The organism is Xenorhabdus sp. TH1, assembly GCF_037260955.1.
GTDB classification, from domain to species: domain Bacteria; phylum Pseudomonadota; class Gammaproteobacteria; order Enterobacterales; family Enterobacteriaceae; genus Xenorhabdus; species Xenorhabdus griffiniae.
The window spans coordinates 1-19,863 of sequence record NZ_CP147734.1 but is presented as its reverse complement, the minus strand read 5'-3'; the positions used below and the strand labels follow the sequence as shown (position 1 = coordinate 19,863).

Sequence of the window (19,863 nt, the reverse complement as noted above, 5' to 3'; positions counted from 1 at the left end):
GTGTTTTAACTTGAAACAAACTGGAGACTGTCATGGATATAAACATGGATCTGCTGTACATAGCTGCCGCTATTCTGATGGGTTTGGCGGCTATCGGTGCTGCGATCGGTATCGGCATCCTCGGGGGTAAATTCCTGGAAGGCGCTGCTCGCCAACCTGATCTAATTCCTCTGCTGCGTACGCAGTTCTTTATCGTCATGGGCCTGGTTGACGCCATCCCGATGATTGCTGTGGGCCTGGGCTTGTTTATGATGTTCGCTGTTGGCGGTTAATAAGATAGCAGAACTTAAAATTACGCCGATTCATTAATTGAAATAGAGGTATTGTGTCGTGAATATTAACGCAACAATCCTCGGCCAGGCCTTAGCGTTTGTCCTGTTTGTTTTGTTCTGCATGAAGTATGTATGGCCACCAATCATGGCGGCCATTGAAAAACGTCAGAAAGAGATTGCTGACGGTTTGGCTTCAGCAGAGCGTGCCAAAAAGAACCTGGACTTAGCGCAAGCCAATGCGACCGACCAACTGAAAAAAGCGAAAGCTGATGCACAAGTTATCATTGAGCAGGCTAATAAACAAAAAGCCCAAATTATTGATGATGCGAAAGCAGAAGCAGAGCTGGAACGTAACAGAATTGTGGCGCAAGCTCATGCTGAAATTGAAGCTGAACGCAAGCGCGCACGTGAAGAGTTACGTAAACAGGTTGCGATGTTGGCTATCGCAGGTGCCGAGAAAATCATCGAACGTTCCGTGGATGAAGCTGCTAACAGCGACATCGTTGATAAACTGGTCGCTGAACTGTAAGGAGGGAGGGGCATGTCTGAATTTGCTACGGTAGCTCGCCCCTACGCCAAAGCAGCTTTTGACTTTGCTGTAGAACACCAATCGCTCGAACACTGGCAGAACATGCTGGCGTTCATTGCTGAGGTTACTCGCAACGAGCAGGTTGGTGAGCTGCTTTCCGGTTCATTAGCACCGGAAACGTTAGCCAAAACCTTCATCACCCTTTGTGGTGAGCAGGTTGATGAGCATGCTCAGAACTTTATTCGTGTAATGGCAGAAAATGGTCGCTTGCTGGTACTGCCAGAAGTCTTCCGGCAATTTATCCAATTGCGTGCGTCACTTGAATCGACTATCAATGTTGAAGTGATTTCTGCGACCGAACTGAATGAGCAGCAGCAGGCTAAAATTTCTGCGGCGATGGAAAAACGTCTGTCACGCAAAGTGAAGCTGAATTGCAAAATTGACAAGTCTGTTATTGCCGGTGTGATTCTCCGTGCGGGTGATATGGTAATAGATGGCAGTATTCGTGGCCGTCTGGATCGTTTAACAGACGTCTTGCAGTCTTAAGGGGACTGGAGCATATGCAACTGAATTCCACCGAAATCAGCGAACTGATCAAACAGCGTATTGCTCAGTTCAATGTCGTGAGCGAAGCTCACAATGAAGGTACGATTGTTTCCGTTAACGACGGTATCATTCGTATCCATGGTTTAGCCGATGTCATGCAGGGTGAAATGCTTTCCCTGCCTGGCAACCGTTACGCAATTGCACTGAACCTGGAGCGCGACTCTGTAGGTGCGGTTGTGATGGGTCCGTATTCTGACTTGGCCGAAGGCATGAAAGTCAAATGTACTGGCCGTATTTTGGAAGTGCCTGTTGGTCGTGGTTTGCTGGGACGTGTTGTTAACACACTGGGCGAACCCATTGACGGCAAGGGCGCTATTGAGAACGACGGTTTCTCACCGGTAGAAGTTATCGCACCAGGGGTTATCGATCGCCAATCCGTTGACCAGCCTGTCCAGACAGGTTACAAATCTGTTGATGCCATGATCCCAATCGGCCGTGGCCAGCGTGAGCTGATCATCGGTGACCGTCAGACCGGTAAAACTGCTCTGGCTATTGATGCGATTATCAACCAGCGTAATTCTGGTATCAAATGTGTCTACGTTGCGATTGGTCAGAAAGCCTCTACCATTGCTAACGTCGTTCGTAAATTGGAAGAACACGGCGCACTGGAAAACACCATCGTTGTTGTTGCATCCGCTTCTGAATCTGCGGCTCTGCAATATCTGGCACCTTACTCTGGTTGCGCGATGGGTGAATATTTCCGTGATCGCGGTGAAGATGCCTTGATTGTTTACGATGATCTGTCTAAACAGGCTGTAGCATACCGTCAGATTTCCCTGTTGTTGCGTCGTCCACCTGGACGTGAAGCATACCCTGGTGACGTATTCTATTTGCACTCCCGCTTGCTGGAGCGTGCAGCGCGTGTTAACGCTGAATACGTTGAAAAATTCACTCATGGTGAAGTGAAGGGTAAAACCGGTTCTCTGACTGCGCTGCCAATCATTGAAACTCAGGCGGGTGACGTTTCTGCGTTCGTACCAACAAACGTTATTTCTATCACAGATGGACAGATCTTCCTTGAATCTTCTCTGTTTAACTCAGGTATCCGTCCAGCGGTTAACCCAGGGATTTCCGTATCCCGTGTAGGTGGTGCTGCTCAGACTAAGATCATCAAGAAACTGTCTGGTGGTATTCGTACCGCTCTGGCTCAGTACCGTGAACTGGCGGCATTCTCCCAGTTTGCTTCTGATCTGGATGATGCAACGCGTAAGCAGTTGGATCATGGTCAGAAAGTGACTGAGTTGTTGAAACAGAAACAGTATCAGCCGATGTCCATTGCACAGCAGGCTCTGTCTCTGTTTGCTGCTGAACGTGGTTATCTGGAAGATATCGAAATCGCAAAAGTGGTCAGTTTCGAAGCTGCGCTGTTGGCATATGCTAACCGTGAACATGCTGATCTTCTGAAAGAGATTGACCAGTCTGGTGATTACAATGGAGAGATCGAAGCGAAGCTGAAAGCTCTGTTGGAATCCTTCAAGGCGACTCAGTCCTGGTAACACTATTCGGCCCAGTTTGATTCTATTTAACGAAAAAACTTGGGCCGTCTGGTTGAATTCGGAGAAGCAGAAATGGCCGGCGCAAAAGAGATACGTACCAAAATCGCCAGTGTGCAGAACACGCAAAAAATCACTAAAGCGATGGAGATGGTCGCCGCGTCCAAAATGCGTAAAACGCAGGATCGCATGGCGGCCAGCCGTCCTTATGCAGAAACCATTCGCAATGTGATTGGACACCTTGCGTTAGGTAATCTGGAATACAAACATCCATACCTTGAAGAGCGCGAAGTGAAGCGTGTTGGGTACGTGGTTGTTTCGACTGACCGTGGTTTATGTGGCGGTTTGAACATTAACGTGTTCAAAAAATTGTTGATAGAAATGAAAGACTGGTCTGATAAAAACGTTCAAGTTGATTTGGCGCTTATTGGATCAAAAGCGGTTTCCTTCTTTTCTTCTGTTGGTGGCAACATTGTTGCTCAAGTAACAGGGATGGGAGATAACCCGTCATTATCCGAACTGATCGGGCCAGTCCACGTCATGATGCAAGCATATGACGAAGGGCGTCTGGATAAACTGTATATAGTGACAAACAAGTTCATGAATACAATGTCTCAGGTTCCGACGATCACTCAGTTATTGCCTCTGCCAGCCGGAGACGATGAAACACTGAAGAAGAAGTCTTGGGACTATCTGTATGAACCTGATCCTAAGGCGTTGTTGGATACCCTGCTGCGTCGCTATATAGAATCGCAAGTTTATCAGGGCGTCGTTGAAAACCTGGCTAGTGAACAGGCCGCACGAATGGTAGCGATGAAAGCCGCAACCGATAACGGTGGCAACCTGATCAAAGAGTTGCAGTTGGTTTACAACAAGGCTCGTCAGGCCAGCATCACTCAGGAACTCACCGAAATCGTTTCGGGTGCTTCTGCGGTTTAACAGCTAGGTTTACGAATTACGTAGAGGATTCAAGATGGCTACTGGAAAGATTATCCAGGTAATCGGCGCCGTAGTGGACGTCGAATTCCCTCAGGACAGCGTACCAAAAGTATACGATGCCCTTGAGGTTAAAAACGGTGAAGAGAAACTGGTGCTGGAAGTTCAGCAGCAGTTAGGTGGTGGTATCGTCCGTTGTATCGCAATGGGGACCTCCGATGGCCTGCGCCGTAATTTGGACGTGACTGATTTAGGACACCCAATCGAAGTACCAGTGGGTAAAGCGACACTGGGCCGTATCATGAACGTATTGGGCGATCCAATTGACATGAAAGGTGAGATTGGCGAAGAAGAGCGTTGGTCAATTCACCGTACAGCACCATCCTATGAAGAGTTATCTAACTCTCAGGAACTGCTGGAAACCGGTATCAAAGTTATGGATTTGATCTGCCCATTCGCGAAGGGGGGGAAAGTTGGTCTGTTCGGTGGTGCTGGTGTAGGTAAAACCGTTAACATGATGGAGCTGATCCGTAACATCGCGATCGAGCACTCAGGTTACTCTGTATTTGCCGGTGTTGGTGAGCGTACCCGTGAAGGTAACGACTTCTATCATGAAATGACCGATTCAAACGTATTGGATAAAGTATCTCTGGTATACGGTCAGATGAATGAGCCACCAGGAAACCGTCTGCGTGTTGCGTTGACCGGTTTGACGATGGCGGAAAAATTCCGTGATGAAGGCCGTGACGTTTTGCTGTTCGTTGATAATATTTACCGTTATACCCTGGCAGGGACAGAAGTATCTGCACTGTTAGGTCGTATGCCATCAGCGGTAGGTTATCAGCCAACGTTGGCAGAAGAGATGGGTGCTCTGCAAGAGCGTATCACCTCAACGAAAACAGGCTCTATCACCTCCGTACAGGCTGTTTACGTTCCTGCGGATGACTTGACTGACCCATCACCTGCGACAACCTTTGCTCACTTGGATGCAACCGTCGTATTGAGCCGTCAGATCGCCTCTCTGGGTATTTACCCTGCGGTTGATCCACTGGACTCAACCAGCCGTCAGCTTGACCCACTGGTTGTTGGTCAAGAGCACTATGACGTGGCTCGTGGTGTTCAGTCCATCCTGCAACGTTATCAGGAGCTGAAAGACATCATCGCCATTCTGGGTATGGACGAACTGTCTGAAGACGACAAACTGGTTGTGGCGCGTGCTCGTAAGATCCAGCGCTTCCTGTCTCAGCCATTCTTCGTTGCAGAAGTCTTCACCGGTTCACCAGGTAAATTTGTTCCTCTGAAAGACACTATCCGTGGCTTCAAAGGTATCCTGGAAGGTGATTATGACCACCTGCCAGAGCAGGCGTTCTACATGGTTGGTACCATCGAAGAAGCTGTGGAAAAAGCGAAAAAGCTTTAATACGGCTGACGGGAGGTTGATATGGCTGCAATGACGTTCTCCCTGAACGTAGTCAGTGCTGAAAAACAGATGTTTGAAGGACTGGTACAGAAAATTCAGGTGACAGGTAGTGAAGGTGAGTTGGGGATCTATCCTCAACACACACCACTACTGACTGCCATAAAACCGGGCATGATACGTATTGTTAAGCAGTTTGGTGAAGAAGAATTTATCTACCTGTCAGGTGGTATTCTTGAAGTTCAGCCAAATGGCGTTATCGTACTGGCCGATACAGCGATCCGTGGTAAGGATTTGGACGAAGCTAAAGTGCTTGAAGCCAAGCGCAAGGCGGAAGAACACATCCGTAATTCTCACGGCGATGTTGATTATGCTCAGGCATCTGCTGAATTGTCGAAAGCGATCGCGAAACTTCGTGTTATCGAATTGACAAAAAAAATGATGTAATAAATACCCAAAGGGTATAGGCAGTTAGATGAGAAGCCAGTTGGTGAAAACTAACTGGCTTTTTTGCATTGCGAAATATGTGGCAATTTATTTCGCAAACAGGTTTACTTTCATACTTAAAAATTGGGATTGTCAGGTTTCTTATGTCTGTAATTGCAAATAATGACAACGCAAATAATATCGGTACAAAAAGTGTCGTGATCCTTGCCGCAGGCAAGGGAACTCGCATGTATTCCGCACTTCCTAAAGTTCTGCACTTGCTGGCCGGTAAACCGATGGTTCAGCATGTTATCGATACCGCAATGGAGTTGGGCGCCCAAAATGTTCACCTGGTTTATGGGCATGGTGGTGATTTGATGAAACAAGCACTTTCCAGCCAGGATTTGAACTGGGTACTGCAAGCTGAACAGCTTGGGACAGGCCATGCTATGCAGCAAGCGGCTCCGCATTTTTCGGATGATGAAGATATTCTGATTCTTTACGGTGATGTGCCCTTGATTGGTAAAGATACCTTGGCGCGTCTGATTGAAGCTAAGCCAGAAGGTGGAATCGGTTTATTAACTGCCATTTTGGATAATCCAACGGGCTATGGTCGTATCATTCGTGAAAATGGTGAAGTGACGGGTATTATCGAACAGAAAGATGCAACGGAAGAACAGCGTAAAATCAACGAGATTAACACGGGTATTTTGGTGGCGAATGGCGGTGATTTGAAACGTTGGTTATCCAGGCTGGAAAACAATAACGCACAGGGTGAATATTACCTGACTGATGTTATTGCGCTTGCACACAAAGAGGGCCGTCAAATCAAAGCGGTACACCCAAGCCGTTTAAGTGAAATGGAAGGGGTAAACAATCGTTTGCAACTTTCTGCCCTGGAACGGATTTACCAGTCTGAGCAAGCGGAAAAATTACTGCTGGCGGGCGTTATGTTGTTAGATCCTGCCCGTTTTGATTTGCGTGGAACATTAGAACATGGCCGTGATGTGGTCATTGATACCAATGTGATTATTAAAGGCCATGTCACACTGGGAAATAATGTTCAGATCGGTTCTGGTTGTATCCTAAAAAATTGTGTTATTGGTGATGGGGCAGTGATTGACCCTTATACTATCATCGAAGATTCTGAAATTGCGGCTGAGTGCACTATTGGGCCTTTTGCCCGTTTACGCCCTGGCTCCAAATTGGCGGAAAAAGCTCATGTTGGCAATTTCGTTGAAATGAAAAAATCCTCACTTGGCAAAGGTTCCAAGGCAGGCCACCTGACTTATCTTGGTGACTCTGAAATTGGCAATAATGTAAATATTGGTGCGGGCACCATTACTTGTAATTATGATGGCGCCAATAAATTTAAAACCATCATTGGTGATGATGTTTTTGTTGGTTCTGACACTCAGCTTGTTGCGCCAGTTACGGTCGCGAAAGGTGCGACGATTGGTGCCGGAACCACAGTAACAAAAAACGTTGCTGAGAATGATTTAGTTATCAGTCGCGTAAAGCAAACTCATATTAAAAACTGGCAGCGTCCAGTGAAGAAAAAATAATTAAGATATATCCATAATAAAAATCCCCATCTCTACAAAGCTCGGGGACGGCAAAGCCGAAACGCAATCAGGTTGGCGACATAAAAGGGCTTCATCGCCCTGTTTTTGGGAATAAAACAAAATGTGTGGAATTGTTGGTGCAGTAGCACAACGGGATATTGCAGAAATACTGATCGAAGGTCTTCGTCGCCTGGAGTATCGTGGTTATGACTCTGCGGGTATAGCTGTTGTTGACAGTGAAAACCGCATGACCCGCCTGCGCGAAGTGGGTAAAGTACAGATGCTGGCTGATGAAGTAGATAAACAGCCTGTCATTGGTGGAACAGGGATTGCCCATACTCGTTGGGCGACTCACGGTGAACCCAGCGAGCGCAATGCTCATCCTCATGCTTCTGAACATATTGCTGTTGTGCATAATGGCATTATTGAAAACCACGAAGAACTGCGCGAAGAATTAAAAGTGCGTGGTTACACCTTCTCTTCTGATACAGATACAGAAACCATTGGCCATCTTGTTCACTGGGAGCAGCAACAAGGCGGTTCACTGCTGGAAGTGGTGCAGCGTGTGATCCCACAATTACGTGGCGCTTATGGCACCGTAATTATGGACAGCCGTCACCCTGATGTGCTGGTTGCTGCGCGCTCTGGCAGCCCATTGGTCATTGGCTTAGGTGTGGGTGAAAACTTCCTGGCATCTGACCAATTGGCATTACTGCCAGTGACTCGCCGCTTTATTTATCTGGAAGAGGGTGATATTGCAGAAATCACTCGCCGTACCGTTCGTATCTTTGATGTACAGGGCGAAGCGGTTGAGCGCGAACAAATTGAATCTAACGTTCAGTACGATGCCGGCGATAAAGGTGTATACCGCCATTACATGCAGAAAGAGATTTACGAGCAACCAATGGCGATCAAAAGCACATTGGAAAGCCGTTTGAACAATGGTCAAGTAAATCTGTCAGAACTAGGCGCTAATGCTGCGGAATTATTGTCCCAAGTTGAGCATATCCAAATCGTTGCCTGCGGTACTTCCTACAATGCAGGTATGGTTTCGCGTTACTGGTTCGAATCATTGGCAGGTATCCCATGTGATGTTGAAATTGCTTCTGAATTCCGTTACCGCAAGCCAGCGTGTCGTAAAGGAAGCCTGCTGATCACCCTGTCCCAATCTGGTGAAACGGCTGATACCTTGGCTGCCTTGCGTTTGTCCAAAGAACTCGGTTATCTGACTTCGTTGACCATCTGTAACGTTGCCGGTTCCTCTTTGGTACGTGAATCTGAATTTGCCCTGATGACCAAAGCAGGGGCAGAAATTGGCGTGGCATCCACCAAAGCCTTTACCACCCAGCTAACTGTATTGCTGATGCTGGTGGCTTATATGGGACGTCTGAAAGGTGCGGATACAGCACTGGAACAAGATATTGTTCATGCCTTACATGCTCTGCCAAGCCGTATTGAAAGCATGTTGTCTAAAGACAAGTTGATTGAAGCATTGGCAGAAGATTTCTCTGAAAAACATCATGCCCTGTTCCTTGGCCGTGGCGATCAATACCCGATCGCGGTTGAAGGTGCGCTGAAACTGAAAGAGATCTCCTACATTCATGCAGAAGCCTACGCAGCCGGTGAATTGAAACATGGCCCGTTGGCACTGATTGATGCGGATATGCCGGTTATTATCGTTGCACCGAACAACGAACTACTGGAAAAACTGAAATCTAACATTGAAGAAGTTCGTGCCCGTGGCGGTTTGTTGTATGTCTTCGCCGATCAGGATGCAGGTTTTACTAACAGCGAAAACATGAAGATCATCTCTCTGCCACATGTAGAAGAGTTGATCGCACCGATCTTCTATACCGTGCCACTGCAATTGCTGTCTTACCATGTTGCCTTGATCAAAGGTACGGATGTGGATCAGCCGAGGAATTTGGCTAAATCGGTGACGGTGGAGTAAGAGCCACCAATTTTGGTGTAAAAAAGCTTTAAACTTTCTAAATCCGGTTATGCGTGAGCTAACCGGATTTTTTCGTAAGAGAATAATCGCAGTACATAGAATGTTAACGATAATAAAATGTATAAAACAAATCTGATAAATCTCTTACTCAAACGTCCAGTCCTCAACTCTTAATCCATCCACTCTATTAAATTATTAGTTACAACAATTAACCCTTTGCTTCTAGCATGACAAATATTAATCAAATTATAAAGTCATCCGTGATACCTCCCAATTCCAATCATTAACGTCCTGATACTCCCCCCACATAAATGCAAATGGTTGCTCCTGCAAATAGAAAATAACATGACATCTTGAACAAACCGCTTATCTGGTTAAGAGGATCTTTTTGCAGGAGAAGCAACATGAGTCACCATTATGATGTTTTAGTTATAGGCGCTGGAGTTTCTGGTATTGGTATGGCGTGTCATTTGGCAAGGGAATGTCCCAATAAAAAAGTGGGGATCTTAGAACGTCGCCATAATATAGGGGGAACTTGGGATTTATTTCGCTATCCAGGTATTCGTACAGATTCGGATATGATGAGCTACGGCTATAAATTCCGTCCTTGGACAGATACCAGTATTTTTGCTGATGGACCTTCAATTAGGCGCTATCTCCATTCAGTAGCAACAGAATATGAAGTTGATAAGAAAATACAGTTCGGGTTGAGAATCACTCAAACTGACTGGTCAAATGAAACTTGCCAATGGACTGTTACTGCAATTGATGAAGCCACTGAAGAAACCCGGCAATTTACCTGCCATTTTCTTATCATGGCGACAGGTTACTACAACTATGATGAACCTCATTTACCCAAGTTTCCCGGTCTTGCAGATTTCAAAGGCCCAATCATTCATCCTCAATATTGGCCCGAAGAATTGGACTATAAAGGAAAGCGAGTCGTTGTGATTGGAAGTGGCGCAACCGCGGTCACTTTACTGCCGGCAATGGCTAACGATACTGAACATATCACCATGCTACAGCGTTCTCCTGGTTACATTTTATCAATACCAGGAAGGGATAAGATGGCAGAATTGCTAAAGGGCGTTATTCCCCAACGTTGGATTTACACGTTAAGTAAAAATCGAAATATCTTATTTTTCAGTTCGTTGTATAAGATAAGTCGGTATTTTCCCAACCTGCTCAGATCGTTTTTATTGGGTCTGGCTCGCAGAAAGGTTGGTTCTGGTTTTGACATGAAACACTTGACGCCAAAGTACATGCCATGGGATGAACGATTGTGTTTTGTTCCCGACAGTAACCTGTTTAAGGTACTGAAAGAAGGCAAAGCGTCTATTGTTACCGATCAGATTGAACGTATTACTGCAAATGGTATTTTGTTGCAATCTGGTGAGGAATTACCCGCAGATATCATAGTGACAGCGACGGGGCTGAAATTACATCTTATGGGGGGAATAGAACTTTTTATTGATGGACAAAAGCCACAAAGTCATAGCCAATTGTTATATAAGGGAACATTGGTACAGGACGTTCCTAATTTTGCTTATCTGGTTGGCTATATCAATAATGCCTGGACATTAAAAATTGATCTCTCAGCTGAATATATTTGTCGTTTATTAAATGAGATGGATCGCCGCCATGCCAAGATTGTCACACCACATGCGCAACCCAATGAAGTCGTGGTTAATGAGCATATTTTTGGTGCCTTGCGTTCAGGTTATGTGAGACGTGGTGAATCTGGTCTTCCTCGTCAGGGACGTAGCCAAAATTGGCATGTTTCACATGATTACAAAAAGGATAAAGAGGTATTTGGGCAATCTATTAATGATACGGCATTACGGTGGAAGTAAATTTTAACTAACGATTTGTGATGAGCCACTTCTTAGCAGGGCAAATCTCAATATAGATTAAAAATGGCAGACACATCGCTTTAAAAGTTCTAGTGCTGTAGCTCATAAATATACTTGCACCTTTTACCATATTTTGTCAGTTTTAATGCTATCAGTGGTATCTGATGAACATCTTTTAAGGCAGGGTAAATATGAGTAAGAGTGTAGGTTTTATCGGTTGGCGCGGTATGGTCGGCTCAGTATTGATGCAGCGGATGATAGAAGAGCGAGATTTTGACGAAATAAATCCGGTTTTCTTCACAACCTCCCAACACGGGCTTCCAGCCCCGCAGTTTACAATAAATCGCACAGGAACATCAGGCATCTTACAGGATGCTTTTGATATTGATGCGCTGGGTGCGCTGGATATTATCATTAGTTGTCAGGGGGGGGATTATACTAATGAAATCTACCCTAAACTGAGAGCAACTGGCTGGCAAGGATATTGGATCGATGCTGCTTCTGCACTGCGTATGAATGATGATGCTGTCATTATTCTTGATCCTGTCAACCATCAACATATTCAAAATAGCTTAAATAAAGGCACCAAAACCTTTGTTGGCGGTAATTGTACGGTTAGCTTGATGCTGATGTCATTGGGCGGATTGTTTGCCAATGATTTGATCGAGTGGGCATCGGTATCAAGCTATCAGGCGGCTTCTGGCGGTGGCGCTCGCCATATGCGTGAACTGCTGGTGCAAATGGGTATGCTGCATAATCAGGTGGCTGAGGAGCTACAAAATCCTGCTTGCGCGATTTTGGATATTGAAAAACGTGTAACGGATTTTACCCGCAGTGGTGCATTGCCAACTGACCAGTTTGGTGTTCCTTTGGCTGGAAGCTTAATTCCGTGGATTGATAAGCAACTGGAAAATGGACAGAGTCGCGAAGAATGGAAAGGCCAGGCCGAAACCAACAAGATCTTGAACACGGGTAATAACGTGATCACGATTGATGGCTTGTGTGTCCGTATTGGGGCATTACGTTGTCATAGCCAGGCATTTACCCTGAAATTAAAAAAAGATATCCCGATCCATGAAATTGAAACATTACTGGCTTCCCATAATGATTGGGTACGTGTTATTCCAAATGATCGCGAATTAACGATGCGAGAGTTAACACCGGCGGCGGTGACTGGCACGTTAAATACACCAGTAGGGCGTCTACGTAAGTTGAATATGGGGCCAGAATATTTATCTGCCTTTACGGTGGGCGATCAGTTGTTATGGGGAGCCGCAGAGCCTTTGCGCCGTATGTTGCGTATTTTGCTGTAGAAAAGAGTTAAGTTTTTATTGAAGTATTATATTGGTTGAGAATAATGCCGCCATTCAATAGAGATATTGGCGGCATTAATTATTTTTTGGCTTTTAGCGAACGGTTGTACCCAATGTTAACGTGACACAACGAATAAACTCGGTACTGACACCTTTGCGGTTTTCAAGGTCTATAACTGATGTTGTATGGTATTTTGGACAGATTTCATAAAGCAATTCAGGTGATATATCTGCCCCCAGAGATTTAAGCACCGCAGAAGCTGTTTCTGGCCTAAAATTCATTCGGGCTTCATAGGCGGGAAGTGCATTACGGATTTTCTGGAATATCTCTTGATTTTCATCCAGAATTGTTTCCAGATTACTGTCATTAATATGGGACAAAGCATGATCAAAATCTGTCACACCGCGAAGTGCGAGAAGACTAATATCCATATTATGTTTGGTAGCAAGTGATTCAGTGCCTGTTTGGGATTGAATTTTTGCATAGTTGAGTGACTTAATTTCATGATGAATTTTACTGGCTACTTCTGGAATAAAACCAACAGCCAGAGCAATATTTTCAATTTCATCATGAGTTAATGCGAACATGACACCTTCCCATGAATCGGTCAGCTCCATTGCCTTAGCACGGAGAGCATTGGCATTGTCGGATATACGACTTAGCTCATTTTGACTCACCATCTCAGCATCAATAATATGAGGTTTGGTGGATGTTTGGTCTGTGAATTTTTGCATGATCTTCTCCTAAGTGACATTACTATATAACAGGTAAATATCTTCTACGGATAATGATACAGCTTCCGATAAATCGGACGAGATGAATGGGTTTGGATATAATTAACTTTATCCGTCATCCATTGTCAATAATTTTTTAAGGCGGCCATTGTTCAGGTTTTGTTATATTGAATATGCTGAAATAATAAATATATAACTTAAAGAAGTTATACGTATTGAACTTCAAGTTGCATTTACAACACTCTATGAAACCTGATATTTCCCCGCGAAGCGGGGAAATATCACACGCATCTTGAAGTTAGATTGGTATATATTTTTTGTGAAAAATAAATTTACTATTTTTATTGGATCAACAGAATATAAATGGATATAAAATAATAATCTAATAATAGGGGGCTATATATTAAGAGATAGGGGCTGTTTATGAATAGTTAATTTTTAATTTACCTGTATCATGGGGAGGTATTTATTTTATATTATCCATCAGGTTTATATTTATAGATTATTATAATATTTTATTTTTCTGGTGGAGATAAAACAATTATTTTTCAAGTTGCAGATTTGTTGTCTGCAACTTGAAATTGATTAGGTATATACGCATTAAACTTCAAGCTGCAATTTACAACACGATATGAAACCTGATATCTCCCCGCTTTCGCGGAGAGATATCACACGCATCTTGAAGTTAGATTGGTATAGTTCTGTAAATAGTTTCGGGAATATCAGATATCAATATTCGCCGCTTTCAAGGCATTCTCTTCAATAAATGCCCGGCGAGGTTCAACCGCATCCCCCATCAGAGTCGTGAACAGTTGGTCAGTTGCAATGGCATCTTTCACGGTTACACGCATCATGCGACGGGTTTCTGGGTTCATGGTTGTCTCCCACAACTGTTCAGGATTCATCTCTCCCAGACCTTTATAGCGTTGGACGGCAAGACCACGGCGTGACTCTTTAGTCAGCCATTCCAGAGCTTGTTCAAAGCTGCTGACTGCCTGACGACGTTCACCACGTTCGCCACGTTCGATGTATGCACCTTCCTCAATCAAATTCCCAATCAATTCACCCAGTTTGGTAATGCGGCGATATTCGCCACCGTGGATAAAGTCGAAATCCAGATTGTAGTTAGTATCAACACCATGTGTACGAATGCACAGAATGGGTTCGAAAATTTGGCGTTCACGGTTCTCATGGATTTGATAGCTGTAAGTGCTGCCATTTTGCTCTTTGTCATTCAGACGAATAGCCAGTGAGCTTACCCACTCTTCCACTTTTGCCTGATCGTTCAAAGCATCTTCGGTCAGTTTAGGGTGGTAAATCAGGTTGTTTAGCAGGGCCTGCGGATACAGACGCTCCATGCGACGGATGATTTTCTGAGCGGCATTGAATTCAGCTACCAATTTTTCCAACGCTTCCCCTTTCAGGGCTGGTGCATGTGGATTGGTATACAACGCTGCGCCATCCAATGCGATAGACATCAGGTAAGCTTCCATTGCATCATCATCTTTGATGTATTGTTCTTGCTTACCTTTTTTCACTTTATACAGTGGTGGCTGGGCGATGTAGACATAACCGCGCTCAATGATTTCCGGCATCTGGCGATAGAAGAATGTCAGCAACAGAGTACGGATGTGTGATCCGTCAACGTCAGCATCGGTCATGATGATAATGCTGTGATAACGCAGCTTGTCTGGGTTGTATTCATCGCGGCCAATGCCACAGCCCAGGGCCGTGATCAAAGTGGCGACTTCCTGTGAAGAGAGCATTTTATCAAAGCGTGCTTTCTCAACGTTCAGGATCTTACCTTTCAATGGCAAGATAGCTTGATTCTTACGGTTGCGTCCTTGTTTTGCCGAACCGCCCGCAGAATCACCCTCCACCAAGTAGAGTTCGGACAGGGCTGGATCGCGCTCCTGGCAGTCAGCTAGTTTTCCCGGCAATCCGGCCAGATCCAGTGCACCTTTACGACGGGTCATCTCGCGAGCCTTACGTGCTGCTTCACGGGCGCGGGCTGCATCAATGATTTTGCCGACGACAGTTTTGGCATCGTTCGGGTTTTCCAGCAGGTATTCCACCAGCTTCTCATTCATCAGGGTTTCAACCACGGTTTTCACTTCGGAAGAAACCAACTTGTCTTTGGTCTGTGAAGAGAATTTAGGATCAGGCACTTTAACGGAAATCACCGCAATCAGGCCTTCACGAGCATCATCACCTGTCGCGCTGACTTTGGATTTTTTGTTATAGCCCTCTTTGTCCATGTAGCTATTGAGGGTACGGGTCATCGCAGTACGGAAACCAACTAAATGGGTTCCCCCGTCGCGCTGAGGAATGTTGTTGGTGAAGCAGTAAATATTTTCCTGGAAACCGTCATTCCATTGCATGGAAATTTCAACACCAATGCCATCTTTTTCGGTACAGAAATAGAAGACATTTGGGTGAATTGGGTTTTTATTACGGCTCAGGAATTCAACAAACGCTTTTATTCCCCCTTCATAGTGAAAGAGATCTTCGGTATTTGTACGTTTGTCGACTAAACGAATAGCAACACCGGAGTTGAGGAATGATAATTCACGCAGGCGCTTGGCCAGAATCTCGAATTCGAACTCAGTGTTAATCTTAAACGTATCCATACTTGGCCAGAAACGGACAGTCGTTCCTGTCTGCTCAGTATCACCGACGACTTTCAATGGTGACTGTGGCACGCCCAGACAATAGGTTTGTTCGTGAACCTTACCGTCACGGCGGATAGTCAGTTCCAGTTTTTCCGATAAGGCGTTAACAACAGAAACCCCCACGCCATGCAGACCACCGGAAACTTTATAGGAGTTATCATCGAATTTACCCCCCGCATGCAGCACAGTCATGATGACTTCTGCTGCTGAAACACCTTCTTCTTCGTGTATGTCGGTCGGAATACCGCGGCCATCATCCTGCACAGAAACGGAATTATCTGCGTGGATAGTGACAGTTATTTTGTCACAATGACCTGCGAGGGCTTCGTCGATAGCGTTATCAACAACCTCGAAGACCATGTGGTGCAGGCCAGTACCATCATCGGTATCACCGATATACATGCCTGGACGTTTACGGACGGCATCCAGCCCTTTTAATACCTTGATACTTGAGGAGTTATATGTATTCGACATCAACGTTTCTCGCTCATCTTAATCCTGTGGTTGAACCTCTATTTTGCCATGTTCTACGCGAAACATCCTGCTATTTACATCAATCATGTCTGTAACTTGTCCAGGTGTGATTGCACTGACAAACACCTGGGCTTGCGTAGATTTTAGACGCTCGGCTAATAGCTGACGACGGCCGGCATCCAGTTCTGAGGCAAAATCATCAAGCAGATACAGGCATTTTTGCCCGCTCTGTCGGGTGAAATATTCACCCTGTGCTAACCTCAATGCGCACATCAGTAACTTCAACTGACCACGGGACAGCATATCTTCTACTGGTGTACCGTCCGCCCTGATCCGCAGATCGGCTTTATGCGGGCCGGAAGCGGTATAGGTTAGCGATCTGTCGCGCTCAAACTGCCGCGCGAGCAGTTCCGCATATTCACTCTCTTTGTCCCAACCTTGCTGGAAGCTGATACTAAGTGTGAATTCAGGTAAAAATTGTTTGCAGGTTTTTTCTATATCTTCGGAAATTTCCGCAATATATTCAGCCCGCCATTGACTGATTTCACTTGCCAATGGGGCAAGCTCTCGATCCCAATGCTGGATTTGGCTGTAGCGAGTGACTTGTCGCAATGCGGCATTGCGCTGCTTAAGCAGCCTTTTCAGGTTGGCCCAGGCAGCAAAAAAGCGTGGCTCATTGTGAAAGCACCCCCAATCAATAAAGGCTCGACGATATTTCGGGCCACCATTTAGCAACGTAAAACCTTCTGGTGTGATAAGTTGCATTGGCAGTATTTTCGCTAATTCAGCAATTTTATGTCCATCACTGCCATCTATCCTGACTTTGCTGTCGCCTTGACGGTTTTTACTTAAGCCCACCGATAAAGTTCGTTCATGGGGTTGCTGATCAAGCCGCCCATGAAGAATGAACTCTTCGCAATCATGACGAATGACTCTTCCTGCCTGAATATTGCGAAAAGCACGGCCGTGGCCTAAGGTATAAATGGCTTCCAATATACTTGTTTTGCCGCTACCGTTCGGTCCAACCAGAAAATTAAAACCGGTTGCCAGTGGCAGGTCAGCATCCGCGATATTACGGAAATCGCGGATCAGCAAACGCGAGAGAATCATATAATGAGTTAATTTTGTTACAGGCGCATTGGCATCACGACATAAGTCGCAGCCTGACTCGCTGAATTCTCAATTTTTACGCTGGATGTGGCATCTGTTAGCAGAAGGCTCACTTGCTCGCATTTCAATGCGTTGAGGACATCCAATATGTAGCTGACATTGAAGCCAATTTCCATTTCAGCCCCCTGGTAACTGACATCAACAATCTCTTCTGCTTCTTCCTGCTCTGGGTTATTGGCGGTAATTCTAAGTTGATTTTCGCTCAAGTAGATGCGAACGCCCCGGAACTTTTCATTGGACAAAATGGCGGCTCGCGAAAATGCTTGCTTAAGCATGTCACAATTGGCTTCTAATGTTTTATCAGGATTTTTGGGTAACACGCGACGATAATCAGGAAAACGGCCATCAACTAACTTCGATGTGAAGATAAAATCACCAACATGAGCACGAATGTTATTGCTACCAATCTGCAATTGCAGCGGATTGTCACCGCCATCCAGCAGACGCATTAATTCAATGACGCCCTTGCGAGGTACTATCACGGAATGGGAAGGCAGATCTTGCCCGATGCTCATGGAACAAACGGCCAAACGGTGGCCGTCTGTGGCAATAGTACGTAGTTCTTCGCCTTCCGTTTCAAACAACATACCATTCAAGTAATAGCGAACATCCTGATGCGCCATGGAAAATTGGGTGGATTCGATCAGGCGTTTCAGTGTGGACTGAGGCAGAGAAAATTCGACTTCGCTCTGCCAGTCGTCAAGATTGGGAAAATCCGATGCGGGTAGCGTAGAGAGTGAAAAACGGCTGCGACCCGAACGGACGAGGATGCGATCGCTATCCAGTTCTACACTGATTTCTGCTCCTTCAGGCAACCCACGCCAGATATCGAAAAATTTACGTGCGGGAACAGTCGTTGCACCTTGTTCATGTGGCTGGGTAAGTGTAACCCGAGCCTTCATTTCCATTTCCAAATCGGTGCCCGTCAGTAGCAGGGAACTTTCTGTTACCTGCAATAATAAGTTGCCTAAAATAGGCAGGGTAGGGCGGCCTCCCAAGGGGCTGCTAACCTGTTGCAAAGGTTTTAATAATTGCTCACGTTCAATGATAAATTTCATAGCGCTAGGAAGACAATGTTCTGATTAAGTTAGAAAAATCTTCTTTGATGTCGTGACTTTCTTCACGCAGCTGTTCGATTTTACGACAAGCATGAAGTACGGTTGTATGGTCACGTCCACCAAAGGCATCCCCGATTTCAGGCAAGCTGTGATTGGTCAGCTCTTTTGCCAGCGCCATTGCCATTTGTCTCGGACGGGCAACGGAGCGTGAACGGCGCTTGGAAAGCAGATCTGCAACCTTGATTTTGTAATATTCAGCCACCGTTTTCTGAATATTATCGATGGTTACCAGCTTTTCCTGTAGAGCCAATAAGTCACGTAATGCTTCGCGTACAAAATCAATAGTAATCGCACGGCCAGTAAAATTGGCATTGGCGATGACTCTGTTCAAAGCGCCTTCGAGTTCACGAACGTTAGAGCGCAGGCGTTTAGCAATAAAGAAAGCCACTTCTCCCGGCAACTGGATTTGATTCTCATCGGCTTTCTTCATCAAAATAGCAACACGAGTCTCCAGCTCCGGCGGTTCAATAGCAACGGTCAACCCCCAGCCAAAACGGGATTTTAACCGATCTTCGACGCCATTTATCTCTTTCGGATAGCGATCTGATGTCAGAATAATCTGTTGATTACCTTCTAACAGAGCATTGAACGTGTGAAAGAATTCTTCCTGAGATCGCTCTTTATTGGCAAAAAACTGAATATCATCGATCAGCAGGGCATCAACTGAGCGATAGTAACGTTTGAATTCTTCTATAGCATTGTTTTGCAATGCTTTTACCATATCCTGAACGAAGCGTTCAGAGTGCATGTAAACCACTTTTGCATTAGCTTTACGTGCCATAATGCTGTTGCCGACAGCATGCAAAAGGTGGGTTTTACCCAGTCCGGTTCCGCCATAAAGAAACAGAGGATTGTATGCGCCACCAGGATTATCTGCCACTTGTCTGGCGGCAGCTCTGGCGAGCTGGTTGGATTTACCTTCAACAAAGTTATCGAATGTATGCTTGGGATTAACATTGGAACGATAAGATAACTCAGGCTGAGCTTTTGCGTTATCCCAGCTTGGGCGTACTGATGAACTGGACGGCGCAGCAGCCACCGGCATATCGGCAATGATTTTCTGAGATGCAGACTGGTTTGGTGAAACAGGCTTATTTCCTACTTCAAAACGCAGTAACGGTACTTCAGGACCACAGAAATCATTTAATAACAAATTGATATTATTAATATATTTCTCTCTCACCCAATCCAACACAAAACGGTTGGGGGCATAGAGAGCCAAAGTGTTATCACTCAGTTCTGCCTGAAGGGGTCGTATCCACATACTGAATTCTGTGGCAGGTAACTCATCCTGCAATCGGGCAAGACATTGCTGCCAAAGCGAAAGTGACAC

The 19,863-nt window shown here is 45.4% G+C and carries 16 protein-coding genes; 11 read left to right on the top strand and 5 right to left on the bottom strand.

Going from position 1 to position 19,863, the window contains the following annotated elements:
• Positions 1-32 precede the first annotated feature (32 nt).
• The 11 genes from atpE (at position 33) to asd (ending at position 12,361) form a co-directional block, all read left to right on the top strand.
• Positions 33-272 (top strand): F0F1 ATP synthase subunit C, encoded by a 240-nt coding sequence (gene atpE / locus WDV74_RS00080; RefSeq protein ID WP_045967711.1) that lies wholly within the window; start codon positions 33-35, stop codon positions 270-272.
• Positions 273-330: 58 nt separating this feature from the next.
• On the top strand, positions 331-801 hold the full coding sequence (gene atpF / locus WDV74_RS00075; RefSeq protein WP_047770880.1) for a F0F1 ATP synthase subunit B: 471 nt from the start codon (positions 331-333) through the stop codon (positions 799-801).
• Between the two features lie 12 nt (positions 802-813).
• Positions 814-1,347, top strand: coding sequence for a F0F1 ATP synthase subunit delta (gene atpH / locus WDV74_RS00070; protein ID WP_189758980.1), 534 nt, complete (start codon positions 814-816; stop codon positions 1,345-1,347).
• Positions 1,348-1,361: 14 nt separating this feature from the next.
• A complete protein-coding gene (atpA, locus tag WDV74_RS00065) occupies positions 1,362-2,903 on the top strand; it encodes a F0F1 ATP synthase subunit alpha (RefSeq protein WP_273560246.1) in 1,542 nt (513 codons plus the stop codon).
• 72 nt (positions 2,904-2,975) lie between these two features.
• Positions 2,976-3,839, top strand: coding sequence for a F0F1 ATP synthase subunit gamma (gene atpG / locus WDV74_RS00060; RefSeq protein WP_193851894.1), 864 nt, complete (start codon positions 2,976-2,978; stop codon positions 3,837-3,839).
• A 34-nt stretch (positions 3,840-3,873) separates the two neighbouring features.
• Positions 3,874-5,256 (top strand): F0F1 ATP synthase subunit beta, encoded by a 1,383-nt coding sequence (gene atpD / locus WDV74_RS00055; RefSeq protein ID WP_189758982.1) that lies wholly within the window; start codon positions 3,874-3,876, stop codon positions 5,254-5,256.
• 21 nt (positions 5,257-5,277) lie between these two features.
• Positions 5,278-5,700 (top strand): F0F1 ATP synthase subunit epsilon, encoded by a 423-nt coding sequence (locus WDV74_RS00050; RefSeq protein WP_045967700.1) that lies wholly within the window; start codon positions 5,278-5,280, stop codon positions 5,698-5,700.
• Between the two features lie 143 nt (positions 5,701-5,843).
• Positions 5,844-7,244 carry a bifunctional UDP-N-acetylglucosamine diphosphorylase/glucosamine-1-phosphate N-acetyltransferase GlmU gene (gene glmU / locus WDV74_RS00045; RefSeq protein WP_338804118.1) on the top strand — a complete coding sequence of 467 codons (1,401 nt, stop codon included), beginning with the start codon at positions 5,844-5,846 and terminating at the stop codon, positions 7,242-7,244.
• A gap of 121 nt (positions 7,245-7,365) precedes the next feature.
• Positions 7,366-9,195, top strand: a complete 1,830-nt coding sequence (gene glmS / locus WDV74_RS00040) for a glutamine--fructose-6-phosphate transaminase (isomerizing) (protein ID WP_338883922.1) — start codon at positions 7,366-7,368, stop codon at positions 9,193-9,195.
• Positions 9,196-9,599: 404 nt separating this feature from the next.
• Positions 9,600-11,048, top strand: a complete 1,449-nt coding sequence (locus WDV74_RS00035; protein WP_338883920.1) for an NAD(P)/FAD-dependent oxidoreductase — start codon at positions 9,600-9,602, stop codon at positions 11,046-11,048.
• Positions 11,049-11,239: 191 nt separating this feature from the next.
• Entirely contained in the window at positions 11,240-12,361 is a 1,122-nt protein-coding gene (gene asd / locus WDV74_RS00030) for an aspartate-semialdehyde dehydrogenase (protein ID WP_338883918.1), read from the top strand.
• Positions 12,362-12,454: 93 nt separating this feature from the next.
• Here asd and WDV74_RS00025 read toward each other — a convergent pair whose 3' ends face one another.
• The 5 genes from WDV74_RS00025 to dnaA form a co-directional block, all read right to left on the bottom strand.
• Positions 12,455-13,096 (bottom strand): hypothetical protein, encoded by a 642-nt coding sequence (locus WDV74_RS00025; RefSeq protein WP_338883917.1) that lies wholly within the window; start codon positions 13,094-13,096, stop codon positions 12,455-12,457.
• A 722-nt stretch (positions 13,097-13,818) separates the two neighbouring features.
• Positions 13,819-16,242 (bottom strand): DNA topoisomerase (ATP-hydrolyzing) subunit B, encoded by a 2,424-nt coding sequence (gyrB, locus tag WDV74_RS00020; protein ID WP_338883916.1) that lies wholly within the window; start codon positions 16,240-16,242, stop codon positions 13,819-13,821.
• Between the two features lie 18 nt (positions 16,243-16,260).
• Complete coding sequence (recF, locus tag WDV74_RS00015) at positions 16,261-17,352, bottom strand: DNA replication/repair protein RecF (RefSeq protein WP_338883915.1); 1,092 nt, start codon at positions 17,350-17,352, stop codon at positions 16,261-16,263.
• Between the two features lie 17 nt (positions 17,353-17,369).
• A complete protein-coding gene (gene dnaN / locus WDV74_RS00010) occupies positions 17,370-18,470 on the bottom strand; it encodes a DNA polymerase III subunit beta (RefSeq protein ID WP_338883914.1) in 1,101 nt (366 codons plus the stop codon).
• A 4-nt stretch (positions 18,471-18,474) separates the two neighbouring features.
• The gene (dnaA, locus tag WDV74_RS00005) at positions 18,475-19,863 is read right to left on the bottom strand and encodes a chromosomal replication initiator protein DnaA (protein ID WP_189758999.1); all 1,389 of its coding nucleotides are present in this window, start codon (positions 19,861-19,863) and stop codon (positions 18,475-18,477) included.